Raw genomic sequence first — 16,636 nt, forward strand, 5'->3', positions numbered from 1 at the left:
TCACGAGGGGGACATGGAGCCCCGTCGCAGCACCATTGCCGCGTTCGAGCCCATCAGTCCCCGGCTCAGCACCAGCGCCGTCCGCAACTCGGCGGGCCGGGCCCGGCCGGTCACCACGTCAAGGTCGTGGCACACGTCGACGACGTTGGGGGTGGGCGGCACCACGCCGTTCTCCATGGCGAGCACCGCGGCCGCGATGTCCAGGACGGGGGCACCGCAGTACGCCCGCCCGGTACCGGTCTTGGGTGCGGTCACCGGGACCCGCGCGGCGTGCCGGCCCAGGGCGTCCGCGAGGGCCAGCGCCTCGGCCCGGTCGGCCGAGGGGACGCCGAGCGCATCCGCGAACACCACATCGATCTCCTCCGGGGCGCACTGCGCATCCGCCAGTGCACCGCGGATTGCATGGGCGAGCCCGGCACGGGACTCCTCCCACAGCGAGGCGCCGGTGAACGTCGCCGCGTGCCCGGCGAGCACGGCGCGGACGGTGGCGCCGCGGCTCTCGGCCGCCGCCTCCTCCTCGGCGACCAGCATCGCGCCGCCCTCGGCAGGCACGAAACCGCAGGCGTCACCGGTGAACGGGCGGTAGGCGCGGGCCGGATCGTCGAGTCTGCTCAGATCCTCGTAGCCGAGCTGGCAGACCACCGAGTAGGGGGCCAGCGGCGCCTCGGCGGCGCCCACGACGACGGCGTCGGTGCCGCGCCGTATGGTGCGGCAGGCGTGCGCCAGGGCATCCAGACCGCCCGCCTCGTCGCTGGCCACGACTCCGCAGGGACCCTTGAAGCCGCCGCGGATGGAGATCTGTCCGGTACTGGCCGCGTAGAACCAGGCGATGGACTGGTACGGGCCGACATGGCGGGAGCCCTGGCCCCAGAGCCGTTGCAGCTCCCGCTGGCCGAACTCGCCGCCGCCCGAGCCGGCGGCCGTGACGACCCCCACCGCGAACGGCGAATCGCCGTAGTCGGCGCGGCCGAGCCGGGCGTCGTCCAGCGCGAGGTTGGCCGCCGCCATGGCGAAGTGCGTGAACCGGTCGGTCTGGACGAGGTAACGCTCCTCGATCAGATCCGCCGGGTCGAAGCCGCGCACCTCACCGGCGACCTTGAGCGGCAGATGCTCGCACCCCTCGCGGGTCACCCGGTCCAGGACGCTGATGCCCTCCTTGGTCGCCTTCCAGAAGGCCTCGGTGCTCACCCCGTTGGGGGCGATCACGCCGATGCCCGTGACGACCGAGCGTCTGTCTTTGGGGCGTTTCATGCTGCCCTCCCGCCCTGTCGGGTCAGTACCACCGCTGACTGGAAACCGCCGAAGCCGCTGCCGACCGAGAGCACCGAGCGCAACGGCAACTCCCGTGCCGTCCTTGGCACATAGTCGAGGTCGCACTCCGGGTCGGGCGTCTCGTAGTTCGCCGTCGGCGGCACGACCTGGTGGGTCAGGGCCAGCACACAGGCGACGATCTCGATGGCGCCGATCGCGCCCAGCGAGTGGCCCACCATGGATTTGATGGAGCTCATCGGCACGTTGTAGGCGTGTTTGCCCAGCGACCGCTTGACCGCGGCGGTCTCGTGCCGGTCGTTCTGCTGGGTGCCCGAGCCGTGGGCATTGACGTAGTCGACCTGGGTGGCGTCGAGCGTGGCGTGCGCCAGCGCGTGGTTGATCGCCTCGGCCATCTCCAGGCCCTCCTGGGTGAGCCCGGTCATGTGGTACGCGTTGCCGAAGGTGGCGTAGCCGCGGATCTCGCAGTGCACGGTCGCACCGCGGGCACGGGCGTGCTCCAGCTCCTCCAGGACGAGTACGGCGCCGCCCTCCCCCATGACGAATCCGTCGCGGTGCGCGTCGAACGGCCGTGAGGCGTGGGCGGGGTCGTCGTTGTTCGCGGAGGTCGCCTTGATCGCGTCGAAGCAGGCCACCGTGATCGGGGAGATCGGTGAGTCCGAGGCGCCGGCGATACACACATCGACCCGGCCCTCCTCGATCGACTGGAAGGCGTACCCGATGGCGTCGAGGCCGGAGGTGCAGCCCGTGGAGACGGTCTGCACCGGGCCGTGCGCACCGACCTGTTCGGCCACCGCGGAGGCGAGCGAACTGGGGGAGAACGCCCGCTCCAGGTAGCGGCCGGCCGGCCGGTGGTCGACGTCCCACCGCCGGCCGTGGCTGCTGACGGCGACGTAGTCGTGCTCCAGGCGCGTGGTGCCGCCGACCGCGGTGCCCAAGGAGACCCCGATGCGCCACGGGTCCTCCTTCTCCGTGTCCAGGCCGGCCTCGCGCAGCGCCTCGTCGGCGGCGACCATCGCGAACTGGACGTACCGGTCCGAGCGGGCGATCTGCTCCTCGCTCAGCCCGTGTTGCCGGGGATCGAAGTCGCACTCGGCGGCGATACGTGAGCGGAAACCCTCCGGGTTGAAGAGGGTGATGCCCCGGGTCGCCGTACGTCCGGCGGACAGCAGGTCCCAGAAGGCAGGCACACCCACGCCGCCCGGGGCGACGATCCCGACGCCGGTGACCGCCACGCGGCGGGTCATGACACCGGCTCCGTGCGTTCGGGTGGGGCGGCCGGTGTGCCCTCCTCCGTGCCCTCGGTGTCGACGTGCCCGAGCTCGGGGCGCGGGGCCAGCGGACCGAGGTGGAAGACCATCCGGGCCTCCACGTCCCCCACATTGCGGAACCGGTGCCGCATATAAGGGGGAATCAGCAGCCCCTGGTCCGGGCGCAGCGGGTACGCCTCCCCGTCGAGGTCCACCTCGAGCGCGCCCTGCACGACGTACACGAACTCCTCGGAGTACGGGTGGTAGTGCTCGCCGATGCGCTCGCCGGGCTGCACGAGTGCCATGCCCATGAAGCCGCTCGTGGCGCCCACCGCGCTGGGTGTCAGCATGGCGCGCAGATCACCTCCGCGCCGGCGGTTGGGCTGGGTCTCGCTGAGGTCCACGATGCGTGGGCGGTGCGTGGTCATGGCTGATTCCTCCAGGGGCGTGAGGCCGGCGGTTGAGTGGGGTGGGACCTGCTGCGGCCCGGTGCGGTCAGGCGTCCGGAGCCCGGCGGTCGGTGATCAGGGCCATGTCGGAGCGCGCGAGGAAGCTCGCGATCTCGCGGTCGTTGGACAGACCGCCGGCCACATCGGTGTCGAGGAGGCGCCGCAGCACGGCCGTCTTGCGGGGGCCGCGCACGCCGAGCGACAGCATCGGATCGCTGTCGATGGGGATCCTCAGGTCGATGAGCCGGACGACGATGTCGTCGCGCTGGAAGATGGTGCTGCCGGCGACCGGACACGCCGGGTCGTCGGCGGCCAGCTCGTCCTGGCGGGCCAGCATCCTGGCCAGCGCCATACCGCAGCCCTCCTTGGCGGGGTAGTACAGCGCATGTCGCCGTACGCCCTCGGGCTGCTTTCCGTGGGCGGCGACATGGTGCACCGCGGGCAGCGCGGCGCGGGTGAAGAACACCCGGGCGGAGTTCGGATCGCTCAGATCGCGGTCCTGCTCCAGATACGGGTTGATGGCCTCCTCGACGGCCCGGACCTCGGGCTGACGCGAGACATGGCGCAGCGCGGCGACCAGGTCGCCCTGCACCTCCACCGCCCGTACGACGCGGTTGCCGTGCATGAACAGGGAGGTGCGGCGCAGCCGGGTGGTGTCGTCGACCCGGGCCTCGGGAGAGGTGTAGCCGGCCAGGATCTCGGCGACCTTCTCCTCACTGCCGGGCTTCACGGTGAAGGTCAGGGCATGCCGGACCACACCGTCGCCGACGCGGGGGTTTGCCTGGAGCCGGCCCTTGGGGGGCTCCGGGGTGAGGCTGGCGATGTTCGAGGTCTCCCGCAGGACGCTGAAGCGCAGCGAGCGGGTGTCGCGGACACAGCTGTGCAACGGCTGGACCATCTTGACGTGTTCCTCGCTGTTGACCCACGCGAGGAAGGGCGGTGCGCTCTCCCATTCACTGGTGATGAGCCACTGCGAGGGGTTCTCGATGGACTGGCACAGCTGGTCGGTGATGTGCCCGGGGACGGACGCGACCTGGTTGCGCAGGTGCTCGTAGGCTTCCAGGAAGCGCTGTTGGGCTCCGTCATGGAGATCCAGGAGCAGCACGACCCGGAGCCGGGAGCCGTCGAAGGCTGACTGGGATATTCGTTCCGACAGCGTTGTCATCGTCTACGCATCTCCTTCGGGGCCCCATGGCCCCTGTGGTGCGTCGTCAGTTGCCGGTGCGATCCGGACGACTGAGCCGGATGGTGGGGGCGGCCTGCCCGGTGATCCGGGGGCGTCCCGGATTCGATCGTCGCCGCCGCCCACGGGCGGCGCGAGATCTATGAGCCATGCAGGTGAACCGTGATCGAACAGGTCCGCGGACGGGCATTCGTGCTCCATCTGCCCTCAATGCGCCCTTGGAGCTGGAGCACGCAATGAATCCCACCGTCGAAGACCGGGTCCCGGTACTCGTCGTGGGCGGGTCCCTGGTGGGCCTGTCCGCGTCGCTGTTCCTGGGACGTCTGGGTGTGCGGCATCTGCTGGTCGAGAAGCACTCGGACACCTCGCATCACCCACGTGGCCGAGGCAACAACGTCCGCACGATGGAGCTGTTCCGGGTCGCCGGAGCCGAAGAGCGGATCCGTGAGGCGGCGTCGACGCTGGCCGACAACCACGGCATCCTCCAGGCCCCCTCCCTCACCGGCGACGAGCAGGAGTGGTTGTTCAAGGAGATCGACCCGGGCGGCGGGCTGGCCCGGTTCAGCCCGGCGAGCTGGTGTCTGTGCAGCCAGAACGACCTGGAGCCCGTACTGGTGCGCTGCGCCCGCGAGCACGGCGGTGATCTGCGGTTCTCCACCGAGCTGGTCTCCTTCGAGCAGGACGCGCGGGGTGTGACCGCGCTCCTGAGGAGCCGGGAGACCGGCGAGGAGTCCACGGTGCGCGCGGACTATCTGGTCGCCGCCGACGGCCCCCGCAGCCCGGTCCGCGAGCGGCTGGGCTTCGGTCAGACGGGGCCCGGCGACCTCTTCCACAACGTGAGCATCACCTTCCGCGCCCCGGGCCTCGCGGACGTGGTGGGCGACCGCCGGTTCATCGCCTGCTACCTGACCAACCCCGAGGCCGACGGCGCGCTGCTGCCGGTGGACAACCACAAGGACTGGGTCTTCCACGCCCCCTGGCACCCCGACCAGGGCGAAACCCTGGAGGACTTCACCGACGAGCGGTGCATCGACCACATCCGCCGGGCGACGGGCGCGCTGGACCTCGACATCGAGATCACCGGCAAGGCCCCCTGGCACGCCGCCGAGCGGGTCGCGGAGCACTATGCGGCCGGCCGGGTCTTCCTCGCCGGTGACTCGGCCCACGAGATGTCCCCCACCGGGGCCTTCGGCTCCAACACCGGTATTCAGGACGCCCACAACCTCGCCTGGAAGCTGGCGGCCGTACTGAAGGGTGCGGCGGACCCCGCGCTGCTGGAGACGTACGAGACGGAGCGTCAGCCGGTGGCGCGCGAGACCAGCGCCCGTGCCTCGGCCCGCTCCGCCGAGCACAGCCACCCGGGGTACTCCCCGGCGCCCGGCGTGGCCGGCGGCCGGCAGCGCGGGGTGCTCACCGTCGCCCTCGGCTACTGCTATCCGCACGGCGCGGTGGTGGGCGCCGACCCCGAGCTGCCGGTGGTGCCCGAACAACTGCGGCTCACGGGCGAACCGGGCACCCGCGCCCCGCACATGTGGCTGCACAAGGGCGGTGAGCGCTGCTCGACTCTGGACCTCTACGAGAAGTCCTTCGTCCTGCTGAGCGGTTCCGACGGCGATATGTGGCGCACCGCGGCCAAGGGCGTCATCCAGCGCTTCAACGTCCCGCTGGACTGCTATCTGATCGGCACCGAGCCGGACGACGACATGGCCCCCGGGGAAGACACCGACTGGGCCGAGAAGCACGGCACCACGCCCGAGGGCGCGGTGCTGGTCCGCCCCGACGGCTTCGTCGCCTGGCGGGCGGAGGGCATGGTGGCCGACCCGGAAGCGGCGCTCCAGAAGGTGTTTGCGTCACTCCTGTGCAGGAACTGACCCAAGAGGTGTGACGCACGGGGCTGCTGATGCCCAAGGGACCGGCGGGGCCTCCGCCGGTCCCTTCGCGTCGCGAACGTATCTTCTGCCCGTCACCACCGCAGGGGCATCTGCGGTCCGTCCCGGCCACGTCCCGCAACCCGGGGGCCGATTTCCGGTTGAGTCCGGGCATGGACGCCAAGAAGCCCGCCTCGCACCCGTTCCATCGCATCTCCCTCCCCCATCAGCCACCGCCGCTGCCGCCGCCCGCTCCCCAGCCACGGCGTCGCACCGAGGAAGAGACGCCGATCTTCGACCAGTTGCTCAAGGAGTGGCGCTCGGGCATGCTGCGCCCGAGCGTTTCCTGGCCGGTCGACGATCCGGGGAAGATCCGGACGGGCGCCGCTGTTGGGACCGATGATGGCCGTCCCTATCCGCGGAAACGTGACAAGGAGCCCCACCGTGAGCCTGTACGACATCCCGCTGCGCACCCTGAACGGTGAGCCGGCCTCGCTCTCCGACTACCGGGGCAAGGCCCTGCTGGTGGTGAACGTGGCGTCCAAATGCGGGCTGACCCCGCAGTACACGGGCCTGGAGCGACTTCAGCAGCGCTACGGGGACCGTGGTTTCACCGTGCTGGGCTTCCCCAGCAACCAGTTCGCCGGCCAGGAGCCGGGCACCGCCGAGGAGATCGCCACCTTCTGCTCGGCGACGTACGGCGTGAGTTTCCCGCTGTTCGAGAAGACCGACGTCAACGGCGCACAGCGGCATCCGCTGTACGCCACGCTGACCGGCACCGCGGACGCCGAAGGGGCGGCCGGCGATGTGCAGTGGAACTTCGAGAAATTCCTGATCGACGCCGAGGGCGGGATCGCCGGGCGCTTCCGGCCGCGTACGGAGCCCGAGGCCGACGAGCTGGTCGCCGCCATCGAGGCGGTGCTGCCGGCCTGAGCCCGGCGGCGCGGTCAGGCCACGGCGATGTCCGTGCCGCCGCCCCCTCCGGCGGTCGTGTCGGGGGCGTCCGGGGCCGCTTCGCCGGCCATGCCGTCGTCGGGGACGATCTCGAAGTCGCCGGTGAGCCCGGTCATCCGCAGCAGGCGTGCGACGCTTCCGTCGGTGACGACGCCGGTCAGCCGCAGCCGGCCGCCCCGCTGCCGGGTCCGGTAGCGGGCGCGGCTGAGCAGTGACAGCCCGGCGCAGTCGATGAAGGTCACCTCGCGCACATCGACGACGAGGTCGGAGCCCCTGGCGGCGGTGAGCTCGTCGAGCTGGTGGGAGAGCACCGACACGGCGAAGATGTCCAGGTCACCGCGGAGTTCGAGGAGGACCGTGCCGCCCGCGGTGCGACGCGGGCCCACAAGCCTCGGGTAGTACTGACCGTCTTCCATCGGCCCGACCCACTTTCGTGCCGGGGCGCGGGATATGGCCACGCGTCCCCGGCGGAGACGTTCGGAAGGTGTGGGGGCGCCCGGCGCGATCCGGGCGGGTCGGCCCGTTTCCGGGTCGTCGGTGGTGCGGTTGCGTAACGGCGGTGCCACTACGTTTCTGCAGCTGGCGCCCGTATGTTGTCTACGGCTTACCCGCCGACCGCCCCCCTCAAGTCCCGGCGCACGCCACATACGCAGGTTGTCTCAAAGTCGCCCCTTGTGCGCATGGCCGATATACGTGACCAAGGGCCTGCTCCCCGGCGCGAGTTCACAGCCGACCGCCCCCTCGATGCCCTCGTCGTCGAGGCGGCCGCTGCGGCGCGCCAGGATCCCGGTCACCAGACTGCGCAGACTGCGCGGCCGGAAGTCGCAGAGACCGCCGTCGGCCAGGCCGTGGCGTGCCAGGAGCGCGCCGACCTCCGCCGGCGTGCGCAACCGGCGCGCGGCATAACGGCCGGCCGGCATGACCCGCGTCAGCGGAAGCCGCTGGAACGCCACGAGGTAGACGAACCGGGAGACGACCGTACGGTTGACGGTGTCGTAGACGAGGACCCCGCCGGGAGCCAGGGCCTGCGCGGCCTGCTCCATGACCCGGTCGGGGTCGGTGGTGATCTCCAGGGTGTCCGCGAGGTAGACGAGGTCGAACGCGGCCGCCGGGACGTCGAGTTGCTCCGCGGGGGCGGTGCGGTGCTCGACGTCGAGGCCGTCGTGTGCGGCGGCCGCCGCCCGGGCCAGCGCGGTCGCGGACGCGGACGGATCAACGGCGGTGACCGCGAAGCCCAGTCCGGCCAGTCCGTGCGCCAGCAGTCCGCGGCCGCTGCCCACGACCAGCGCGCGCCCCGACGGCGCCCGCCCCAGACCCTCCAGAACTCCTGTGGTGTACGCCAGCCGTACGGCCTGGAAGGCGGCCGCGCGGATCTGCCGCCCGTCGACCACCCCCGGGCCGGCCGAGTCCAGTGCGATCAGTGGAGCGCTGCCCCTGACGGTCATCGCGTCCCCCTAGGACCTGGGATCGAGCAATCCGAGTTCCCTGAGGGAACCCAAGGAGCATCTCACACCCGAGTTCCCTCGGGGAACTTGGGTACGGTGGACCCATGACCCGCACCCCGCTCTCCCACGTGGCCTGCTCGATCGCCCGCGCCACCGACCTGTTCGGCGACGCCTGGACGGCGCTGATCATGCGCGACGTACTGACCGGGATCGGCCGCTTCGACGACCTCGCCCTGGACCTCGGCATCTCCCGCAAGGTCCTCACCGCCCGGCTGTCACGACTGGTCGAGGAGGGCGTGCTGGCCCGCGAGCGCTATCAGGAGCGGCCGCCGCGCGAGCACTACGTCGCGACGGAGAAGGGCCGGGAGCTCTACCCGGTCCTGCTGGCGCTGATGAACTGGGGCGACCGCTGGTACGCGGGCGAGGCCGGCCCCCCGGCCCGTATCCACCACCTCGACTGCGACCGGGACACCACGATGGTCGCCGCCTGTGCGCACTGCGGCGGGCCCTTGACCGCGGACAACACCACCCAGCTGCCCGGCCCCGGGGGCCGGACCGGTCCCGGCACCCAGGTGATCGGCCCGCTCATCGCGTCCCGCACACCCGGACGGCCGGCGGAAACCGACCCGCCCGTATGAACCCGTTTCGGGCGTTTTAGACTGGCCGGACCGCCCGAAAGAGTGAGGTGTGTCCTGAAGTCGCCCGACCCGGCAGCCGAGCCCCCCGCGGACGCCGCGGCCGATCTCGCCGAGCGCACCGCGCAGAACCTACGCGAGCTGGCCGGCGGGCCGGTCACCCGGCTCCCGGAGCTCCTGGAGGCGATGGCCGCGGTCGGCTCCGACCACGATCTGCACCGTGCGCTCACCCGCATCGCCGAGACCACGGCCGCCCTCACCGGCGCGCGCTATGTCGCCCTCGGCATCCGCGCCGAGCACGGCCACGGGACCGGCAGCCTGATCACCCACGGCGTCCCTCCGGCCCCGGACGGCCGGCCGGCCCTGGCGGCCTCCCTGGAAGTGCCCATCACCTTCCACGGCGAGCTCTTCGGCAGTCTCGCCCTCATGGGGAAGCAGGGCGCCACGGCGCACGGCGAGCCGGCCGACGGACGGTTCACCGAGGAGGACCTTCACCTGGTACGGGTACTGGCCACCGAGGCCGGCATCGCGATGGGCAATGCCCGGATGCACGCCGCCGCCCGGCAGCGCACCCGCTGGATCGACGGCGCCGCCTCCGTCACCACGGCCCTGCTGGCCGGACCCGAGACCCACTCGACGACCGAGGACGCCCTCACCGTCGTCGCCGAGAAGGGCAGGGAGCTGGCCGAGGCGGCCACCGGAGCGGTCCTGCTGCCGCACGCCGAGGGCGGAATGGAGGTGGTGGCGATCTCCACCCAACTGTCCGAGGCGGTACGGACCGAGGCGTACCGCGGCCGGATCCCGCCGGAGAGCCCGGTCCTCCACCAGATCAACGCCGGGCTCGCGGTCTTCGCCGACGACTTCGCCACCGATCCCCGTTCGATCTCCCCGCTGTCACGCCACTACGGCCCGACGATGCTGCTGCCGCTGCGCAGCAACGGGCGGGTGCTGGGCGCGCTGGCGCTGTGCCGGATGCCCGACGGGCGGCCCTACAGCCACTCCGAACGCACCCTGGGAACCCAGTTCGCCGCCCAGGCCGCGCTGGCGCTGGTACTCGCCGACCGGCACCGCGACCGCGAACGACTCGCCGTCTACGAGGACCGCGACCGCATCGCGCGCGACCTCCACGACCTGGTCATCCAGCGGCTGTTCGCCACCGGCATGCTGCTGGAGACCGCCCAGCGCAAGGCCCGGATACCGGAGGTGCGGGACGGCGTCGGCCAGGCGGTCGACGAGCTGGACGCGACGATCCAGGAGATACGGACGGCGATCATCGCGCTCCAGCAGGGGCCGCCGGACGCACCGCCGGGACTGCGTACCCGCATCCTGCGGGAGGCCGGCGCGGCGACGGCGGCGCTCGGCACCCGCCCGTCCGTGCAGTTCGTCGGCCCGGTCGACGCCCGCATCGACGACGCCTGCGGCCGCGCCCTGCTGACCGCGCTCCGCATGGCCCTGGCGACGGACCGGCCGGCCCGCACCGAGATCGTCGTGGACGCCACCGCCACCCTCCCCGACGGCCGCCCCGCCGCACGCCTGACGGTCACCCGCCCTGACACCTCCGCCACCCCTTTCGTCTGGGAACGCCACCTCCAGGGGTCCTAGCTCACCTTGGCTTGTGCCGCGGCGCAGTTGAGGCTCTTTCACCGGGACGCCTGGGCCGTTGCGTTCGGACCATCGGCTCGTGCGTGCGGGCCATCAGCTCGTTTGCCGGCCGGCGTGCAGGGGACGCGGAGGGTGCAGCCGCAATTCTGTGGCCAATGCCAGGCCTGGGCGCCAAGAATGGCGTCTTCAATGGAGGGCCGGAGCCGGGAGCGGACATGGACGCAGTGGTGGAGTGGGTGGACGCACGCGAGAGGCTGCCGAGGCCCGGGATGCCTGTGGCAGCGGCGACGACGGGCCGCTACCCGCCCGACAGCGCGGCGGAGCGCGAGACCGGGGTGGGCCAGGAATTCTGGCTGGTGCTGCCCATGTACTTCACCCCCCGCCACTTCGCTGAGGACGGGACCGAGTACCGCGACTGCTTCGTCGACTCCGACCGTGTCGTTCGCCTGCCCTACGGCCGCCCCTGCGACGAACCCGTCACCCACTGGGCAGCGCTGCCCACCCTGCCGGGCATGGCCGTGCACGGGGTGCTGGGTGAGGGCGTGCGGACCGCTCTCAAGAACGCCTGGGACGAGGGAACGGCAGGGGGATGACGCGCCCGCCATCAGGTAACGGTCGTTGGCCAGGCCGCGTTGGCCTCCGAAGTCGGTGAGGCGCGGCGGCAGCAGGAGCGTCGCGGTACCGCCGGCGGAGCTCGGGAGCTCGCCGGTGAACGCCCCGGAGGGTGGTCGCAGGGGAATGAGTTGACCTCAAGTTTGGTTGAGGTCTTAGGTTTCTTTTATGTCGCCGGTCACTCACGGCGATCCCGTGACGACCCGGCACACAGGAGGCCACCATGGACATGGAAGTCACCGCCTGGCATGCGATGCACACCACGATGACCGCGCAGCAGGGCCGACGAAGGTTCTCGCGCGGGACGCTGCGCCGCATCCTGGCGTTCGCGCGGCCGCACCGGCGGCACCTGGTGTGGTTCCTCGTGCTGAGCACGGTGACCGCGATGCTCGCAGTGGCGACACCGTTGCTCGCGGGCCGGGTGGTGGACGCGATCGTGGGCGGCGACTCGGCGGCCATCGTCGTCGGACTGTCCGGGCTGATCGCCGTGATCGCGGTCGCGGAGGCCGGCCTGGGGCTGCTGACCCGCTGGCTCTCGGCCAGCATCGGCGAGGGACTGATCCTGGATCTGCGGACCACGGTGTACGACCACGTCCAGCGGATGCCGATCGCGTTCTTCACCCGTACCCGCACCGGCGCGCTGGTCAGCCGGCTCAACAACGATGTGATCGGCGCCCAGCGGGCCTTCAGCGACACCCTGTCCGGGGTCGTCAGCAATATCGTGACGCTGCTGCTCACCCTCGGCGTGATGCTGACCCTGTCATGGCAGATCACGCTGATCGCACTGGTCCTGCTGCCGGTGTTCGTACTGCCCGCCCGCCGGGTCGGCCGGCGGCTCGCGGACCTGCGGCGGGAGGGCGCCGACCACAACGCGGCGATGGGCACCCAGATGACCGAGCGGTTCTCGGCGCCCGGCGCCACCCTCGTCAAGCTGATGGGCCGTCCGGACCGCGAGTCCGCGGAGTTCGCCACCCGGGCCCGGCGGGTGCGCGACATCGGCGTCCGGTCGGCCATGGTCCAGACGTACTTCGTCACCGCGCTCACCCTGGTCTCCGCCCTGGCACTGGCCGTCGTCTACGGCCTGGGCGGCTTCCTCGCCCTCCAGGGCCGGCTGGAGGCCGGTGCGATCGTCTCGCTCGCCCTGCTGCTCACCCGGCTCTACGCCCCGCTGACCGCGCTGTCCGGTGCGCACATCGAGGTGATGAGCGCGCTGGTCAGCTTCGAGCGGGTCTTCGAGGTGCTCGACCTCAAGCCGCTGATCACCGAGAAGCCGGACGCCCGCCCGGTACCCGAGGGCCCGGTGTCGGTGGAGTTCGACTCCGTACGCTTCGGCTACCCGTCCGCCGACAAGGTCTCGCTGGCCTCTCTGGAGGAGGTCGCCACCCTCGACACCCGGGGCGGCGAAGAGGTCCTGCACGACATCTCCTTCCGCGCCGAACCCGGCCAGATGGTCGCGCTGGTCGGCTCGTCGGGCGCCGGCAAGTCGACCGTCGCCCAGCTGCTGCCGCGGCTGTACGACACCGACGCCGGCGCGGTCCGGCTGTCCGGGGTGGACGTCCGCGAGCTGAGTTCCGCCGCGCTGCGCGAGGCGCTCGGCATGGTCACCCAGGACGGCCACCTCTTCCACGACTCCATCCGCGAGAACCTGCTGCTGGCCAAGCCTGAGGCGACCGAGGACGAGCTGTGGGACGTGCTCCGCCGGGCCCGTCTGGAGGAGTTGATCGCCGGGCTGCCGGACGGTCTGGACACCGTGGTCGGCGAGCGCGGCTACCGCCTCTCGGGCGGCGAGCGGCAGCGGCTGACCATCGCCCGGCTGCTGCTGGCCCACCCCCGGGTGGTGATCCTCGACGAGGCCACCGCCCACCTGGACAACACCTCGGAAGCGGCGGTGCAGGAAGCCCTCACCGAGGCGCTGGAGGGCCGTACGGCGCTGGTCATCGCGCACCGGCTGTCGACCGTACGGGCCGCGGACCTGATCCTGGTCGTCGAGAGCGGGCGGATCGTCGAGCGCGGGACGCACGAGACGCTGCTGGCGGCCGACGGGCGGTACGCGGAGCTGTACCGGACGCAGTTCACGGACTCGGAGGGCCGGCAGGAGGCCGGGGAGCGGGCCGCGCTGGAGGCCGAGGACGAGGCCGCGGAGGTCGCCGTGGAAGAGGCCACGCGGGTGGCCGTGGCGCAGGCCGGCGGCTCGGATTCCGGCCCGGAGCCGGTCGCGGAAACGGCTCTGGTGAACTGAAGCCTCACCGGAAGGCCCCCGCCCCTTGGCGGGGGCCTTCCACATGCCGAAAACTGAGGAGATGACGCAGCGCGCGGAACACTCCATGGTCATGGACCGCCTCGCCCTCGACGATCTGATCACGGCCTACGCCATCGCCGTGGACGACGGCGACTGGCCGGGCTACCGGGCCCTGTTCACCGCGGACGGCCGGGTCGACTACCGCTCGGCGGGCGGCATCGAAGGCGGTGCCGAAGAGGTCGCTACCTGGCTCGCCGAGATGCTCCAGCACTTCGTGATACGGCAGCATCTGATCGTCAACCGCCGGGTCACCCTGTCCCGGCGGGACGGCGCAGCCGGCGATACCGCGACCGTGCGGGCCGACTACCTCAACCCGATGCGGCTCGCCGGCTCGGACGAGGACTCCGAGGGCGGCCCCACCGCTCCCAACTACACCTGCGCCGGCCGCTATGTCTTCACCGCCCGGCGTACCGCGGACGGCTGGCGGCTGACCGGGGTCGTGGTCCACGAGAAGTGGCGGGAGGTACGGCCCGCGGGCGACTGAGCCACCTGGCGGCTCGAATCGGCCGACCCGGCGACACCCCCTTTCCTTGATCGGTCCGCCCCCGCACACTGGCCGTCCGACCGGCGGCAACCGGCACCAGGAGGCCGTATGGACAGATCGCCCGGCCCTCGGGCGTGGTGGCTCGGCTCTCCTTGGGGCCGGGGGGCGGCCGCGGTGCTCGCCGGGGCCCTGCCGGCGCTCACCTTTCCCGCTCCCTCCTGGTGGTGGCTGGCCTTCTTCGCGCTGGTGCCCTGGCTGCTGTTGGTGCGGTCGGCGCCCACGTACGGCCGCGCCGCGCTGGACGGCTGGCTGGGCGGAACCGGCTTCATGCTGGCGGTGCACCACTGGCTGCTGCCGAACCTGCATGTCTTCATCCTGGTGCTGGCACTGCTGCTGGGGGCGCTGTGGGCGCCCTGGGGGCTGCTGGTGCGGGCCCTGCTGGGCGGCGCGCCCGGCAGCGGGACGTGCGCCGCCGCGCTGGTGCTGGTGCCGTCCGGCTGGCTGATGGTCGAACTGGTCCGCTCCTGGGAGTACTTGGGCGGGCCCTGGGGGCTGCTGGGCGCCAGTCAGTGGCAGGTACCGCCCGCGCTGCGGCTGGCGTCGCTGGGCGGGGTGTGGCTGGTCAGCCTGCTGATCCTGGCGGTGAACACCGCACTGGCCGAGCTGATCGCCCGCCCGGCGGTGCGCCTCCCCGCCGTCGCCGGACTGCTGGTGTGCGCCCTGGCGGCCACCGCGGCCTGGTTCTGGGCACCGGTCCCCCGCCCCGCGGGCACGGTCCGGATCGCGGTGGTCCAGCCCGGCCTCACCGGAACCCCCACCGAACGGCTGGCCCGGAGCGAAGCACTCACCCGCGCGCTCGCCGGCCGCGGGGTGCGCCTGGTCGTCTGGGGTGAGAGCAGCCTCTACCGGGACCCCGTGGACCGCCCCGAGCTCGCCGCCCGGCTCGCCGCGCTCTCCCGGCAGACCGGCGCGGAGCTGCTGATCAACGCCGATGCCCCGCGCAACGGCGGACCGGGCATCTACAAGACCGCGGAGCTGATCGGGCCGGCCGGGCCGACCGGCGACCGCTACGCCAAGATGCGGCTGGTGCCGTTCGGCGAATACATACCGCTGCGCTCCGTACTGGGCTGGGCGACCCGCGTCGGCAAGGCGGCCACCGCCGACCGGATACGCGGCCCCCACCAGGTGGTGATGCCGGTGGCCTCCGCGGGCGGGCTGCGGACCGGGCCACTGGTGTGCTTCGAGACCGCCTTCCCCGACATGAGCCGCCATCTGGCGCGCGACGGTGCGCAGGTGCTGGTCGCCCAGTCCTCGACCTCGACGTTCCAGGGCAGCTGGGCGCCCGCACAGCACGCCTCGCTGGGTGCGCTGCGCGCCGCGGAGACCTGGCGGCCGATGGTGCACGCCACGCTCACCGGCGTCAGCGCGGTGTACGGCCCCCGGGGCGAGCGGATCGGCGAGCGGATGGGCACCGACCGCAGCGCGGCGGCCGTCTACGACCTTCCGCTGGCCGAGGGCACCAGCCCGTATACCCGCTTCGGCGAATGGCCGGTGTACGGGGCGGTGGGCGCGCTGGTGCTCGCGGGGGTGTACGCGGGCCTGCGCGCGCTCAGCAGGCGGACCGCCCAACCGCCTCGGTGATCACCCGTTCGCACAGTTCATGAGTGCGCAGCGCGTCCTGGGCGGACGGCTGCCTGCCGGCCCGTACGTCGTCCAGGAACGCCAGAACAATCTGCTCGATGCCGCGCTGCCGGGCGACCGGCACCCAGTCGCCGCGGCGCCGGATCGTGGGCTGCCCCTTGTGGTCGATGACCTCGGCGAGGTTGACGACCTGACGCTTGGTGTCCTGGCCGGAGACGTCCAGGATCTCCTCCGCGGAGCCGCTGAGACGGTTCATGGTGCCGAGGGCGGTGAAGCCGTCACCGGACAGTTGCAGCACCACATGGTGCATCAGTCCGTCGCGGATCCTGGCCCGGACGTCGATGTGGTCGACCTCGCCGGGGACGAGGAACCGCAGGGTGTCGACGACATGGATGAAGTCGTCCAGCACCAGCGTGCGCGGGTCCTCGGGCAGTCCGACGCGGTTCTTCTGCATCAGAATCAGATCGCGGGCGTGCTCACGGCACTGGGCGTAGGCGGGCGCGAAGCGCCGGTTGAACCCGACCGTGAGGCCCACCCCGCGCTCCTCGGCGAGCGCCACGATCCGCTCGGACTCGGCCAGCTCATAGGAGAGCGGCTTGTCGACATACGTCGGAACCCCCGCCTCCAGCAGCCGGGTCACTATCCCGGGGTGCGCGGAGGTCGCCGCGTGCACGAAGGCCGCGTCCAGGCCCGTGGCGAGCAGCGAGTCCAGGTCGGCGTGGAGCTGCCGCCCGGTCAGGTGGTGCGCGGCGCCGACCCGTTCGAGGGTGGCCGGGGTGCGGGTGTGCAGATGCAGTTCGATCCCCGGTTGCAGGCCCAGTACAGGGAGGTACGCCTTCTGGGCGATATCGCCGAGTCCGATGCAGCCGACCTTCACTCGTACTCCTTGGGTAGGGCCATGGTCCTGGTCCCCCGCGCCCCGGCAGCATACGTGCCACCCGGCGG

16 protein-coding genes are annotated in these 16,636 nt (G+C 71.9%); 9 read left to right on the forward strand and 7 right to left on the reverse strand.

Annotated features, from left to right (window positions below):
• The 4 genes from ACZ55A_RS28375 to ACZ55A_RS28390 all read right to left on the reverse strand — a co-directional run bounded on the left by ACZ55A_RS28375 (position 1) and on the right by ACZ55A_RS28390 (position 4,133).
• A complete protein-coding gene (locus ACZ55A_RS28375) occupies positions 1-1,251 on the reverse strand; it encodes a beta-ketoacyl synthase N-terminal-like domain-containing protein (RefSeq protein WP_468845720.1) in 1,251 nt (416 codons plus the stop codon).
• A complete protein-coding gene (locus ACZ55A_RS28380; RefSeq protein ID WP_468845723.1) occupies positions 1,248-2,516 on the reverse strand; it encodes a beta-ketoacyl-[acyl-carrier-protein] synthase family protein in 1,269 nt (422 codons plus the stop codon). The genes ACZ55A_RS28375 and ACZ55A_RS28380 overlap by 4 nt, the downstream gene beginning before the upstream one ends.
• On the reverse strand, positions 2,513-2,947 hold the full coding sequence (locus tag ACZ55A_RS28385) for a cupin domain-containing protein (RefSeq protein WP_468845726.1): 435 nt from the start codon (positions 2,945-2,947) through the stop codon (positions 2,513-2,515). The genes ACZ55A_RS28380 and ACZ55A_RS28385 overlap by 4 nt, the downstream gene beginning before the upstream one ends.
• A gap of 67 nt (positions 2,948-3,014) precedes the next feature.
• The gene (locus tag ACZ55A_RS28390; RefSeq protein WP_468845728.1) at positions 3,015-4,133 is read right to left on the reverse strand and encodes a SchA/CurD-like domain-containing protein; all 1,119 of its coding nucleotides are present in this window, start codon (positions 4,131-4,133) and stop codon (positions 3,015-3,017) included.
• Between the two features lie 254 nt (positions 4,134-4,387).
• Here ACZ55A_RS28390 and ACZ55A_RS28395 point away from each other — a divergent pair, with 254 nt between their 5' ends.
• From ACZ55A_RS28395 to ACZ55A_RS28405, 3 genes are all read left to right on the forward strand, one after another.
• A complete protein-coding gene (locus ACZ55A_RS28395; protein WP_468845731.1) occupies positions 4,388-6,022 on the forward strand; it encodes an FAD-dependent oxidoreductase in 1,635 nt (544 codons plus the stop codon).
• 170 nt (positions 6,023-6,192) lie between these two features.
• A complete protein-coding gene (locus ACZ55A_RS28400) occupies positions 6,193-6,504 on the forward strand; it encodes a hypothetical protein (RefSeq protein ID WP_468845734.1) in 312 nt (103 codons plus the stop codon).
• On the forward strand, positions 6,464-6,952 hold the full coding sequence (locus ACZ55A_RS28405; protein WP_468845740.1) for a glutathione peroxidase: 489 nt from the start codon (positions 6,464-6,466) through the stop codon (positions 6,950-6,952). Before ACZ55A_RS28400 ends, ACZ55A_RS28405 begins: the two co-directional genes overlap by 41 nt.
• Positions 6,953-6,966: 14 nt before the next feature.
• On the opposite strand, the gene ACZ55A_RS28410 is transcribed toward ACZ55A_RS28405, so the two are convergent.
• Entirely contained in the window at positions 6,967-7,389 is a 423-nt protein-coding gene (locus tag ACZ55A_RS28410) for an STAS domain-containing protein (RefSeq protein ID WP_468845743.1), read from the reverse strand.
• Between the two features lie 243 nt (positions 7,390-7,632).
• A complete protein-coding gene (locus ACZ55A_RS28415) occupies positions 7,633-8,418 on the reverse strand; it encodes a class I SAM-dependent methyltransferase (protein ID WP_468845746.1) in 786 nt (261 codons plus the stop codon).
• A gap of 104 nt (positions 8,419-8,522) precedes the next feature.
• Here ACZ55A_RS28415 and ACZ55A_RS28420 point away from each other — a divergent pair, with 104 nt between their 5' ends.
• The 6 genes from ACZ55A_RS28420 (at position 8,523) to lnt (ending at position 15,691) form a co-directional block, all read left to right on the forward strand.
• Positions 8,523-9,056: a winged helix-turn-helix transcriptional regulator gene (locus ACZ55A_RS28420; protein WP_468845749.1), complete on the forward strand. Its 534-nt coding sequence runs from the start codon at positions 8,523-8,525 to the stop codon at positions 9,054-9,056.
• A gap of 183 nt (positions 9,057-9,239) precedes the next feature.
• Positions 9,240-10,655, forward strand: a complete 1,416-nt coding sequence (locus ACZ55A_RS28425; RefSeq protein ID WP_468845921.1) for a GAF domain-containing protein — start codon at positions 9,240-9,242, stop codon at positions 10,653-10,655.
• A 215-nt stretch (positions 10,656-10,870) separates the two neighbouring features.
• Positions 10,871-11,248: an AQJ64_40280 family protein gene (locus tag ACZ55A_RS28430; RefSeq protein ID WP_468845752.1), complete on the forward strand. Its 378-nt coding sequence runs from the start codon at positions 10,871-10,873 to the stop codon at positions 11,246-11,248.
• A gap of 242 nt (positions 11,249-11,490) precedes the next feature.
• On the forward strand, positions 11,491-13,506 hold the full coding sequence (locus tag ACZ55A_RS28435) for an ABC transporter ATP-binding protein (RefSeq protein WP_468845754.1): 2,016 nt from the start codon (positions 11,491-11,493) through the stop codon (positions 13,504-13,506).
• A 61-nt stretch (positions 13,507-13,567) separates the two neighbouring features.
• Positions 13,568-14,050 (forward strand): nuclear transport factor 2 family protein, encoded by a 483-nt coding sequence (locus ACZ55A_RS28440; protein ID WP_468845757.1) that lies wholly within the window; start codon positions 13,568-13,570, stop codon positions 14,048-14,050.
• 108 nt (positions 14,051-14,158) lie between these two features.
• Positions 14,159-15,691, forward strand: a complete 1,533-nt coding sequence (gene lnt, locus ACZ55A_RS28445; RefSeq protein ID WP_468845760.1) for an apolipoprotein N-acyltransferase — start codon at positions 14,159-14,161, stop codon at positions 15,689-15,691.
• Here lnt and ACZ55A_RS28450 read toward each other — a convergent pair.
• On the reverse strand, positions 15,660-16,568 hold the full coding sequence (locus ACZ55A_RS28450; protein ID WP_468845763.1) for a Gfo/Idh/MocA family protein: 909 nt from the start codon (positions 16,566-16,568) through the stop codon (positions 15,660-15,662). The genes lnt and ACZ55A_RS28450 overlap by 32 nt on opposite strands.
• Positions 16,569-16,636: the final 68 nt, after the last annotated feature.

The organism is Streptomyces sp. NPDC034111, assembly GCF_055575375.1.

Coding starts and splice junctions, on each gene's coding strand:
- ACZ55A_RS28375 (WP_468845720.1), bottom strand. CDS start 1,251: ATGAAACGCCCCAAAGACAGACGCTCGGTCGTCACGGGCATCGGCGTG.
- ACZ55A_RS28380 (WP_468845723.1), bottom strand. CDS start 2,516: ATGACCCGCCGCGTGGCGGTCACCGGCGTCGGGATCGTCGCCCCGGGC.
- ACZ55A_RS28385 (WP_468845726.1), bottom strand. CDS start 2,947: ATGACCACGCACCGCCCACGCATCGTGGACCTCAGCGAGACCCAGCCC.
- ACZ55A_RS28390 (WP_468845728.1), bottom strand. CDS start 4,133: ATGACAACGCTGTCGGAACGAATATCCCAGTCAGCCTTCGACGGCTCC.
- ACZ55A_RS28395 (WP_468845731.1), top strand. CDS start 4,388: ATGAATCCCACCGTCGAAGACCGGGTCCCGGTACTCGTCGTGGGCGGG.
- ACZ55A_RS28400 (WP_468845734.1), top strand. CDS start 6,193: ATGGACGCCAAGAAGCCCGCCTCGCACCCGTTCCATCGCATCTCCCTC.
- ACZ55A_RS28410 (WP_468845743.1), bottom strand. CDS start 7,389: ATGGAAGACGGTCAGTACTACCCGAGGCTTGTGGGCCCGCGTCGCACC.
- ACZ55A_RS28415 (WP_468845746.1), bottom strand. CDS start 8,418: ATGACCGTCAGGGGCAGCGCTCCACTGATCGCACTGGACTCGGCCGGC.
- ACZ55A_RS28420 (WP_468845749.1), top strand. CDS start 8,523: ATGACCCGCACCCCGCTCTCCCACGTGGCCTGCTCGATCGCCCGCGCC.
- ACZ55A_RS28425 (WP_468845921.1), top strand. CDS start 9,240: ATGGCCGCGGTCGGCTCCGACCACGATCTGCACCGTGCGCTCACCCGC.
- ACZ55A_RS28430 (WP_468845752.1), top strand. CDS start 10,871: ATGGACGCAGTGGTGGAGTGGGTGGACGCACGCGAGAGGCTGCCGAGG.
- ACZ55A_RS28435 (WP_468845754.1), top strand. CDS start 11,491: ATGGACATGGAAGTCACCGCCTGGCATGCGATGCACACCACGATGACC.
- ACZ55A_RS28440 (WP_468845757.1), top strand. CDS start 13,568: ATGACGCAGCGCGCGGAACACTCCATGGTCATGGACCGCCTCGCCCTC.
- lnt (WP_468845760.1), top strand. CDS start 14,159: ATGGACAGATCGCCCGGCCCTCGGGCGTGGTGGCTCGGCTCTCCTTGG.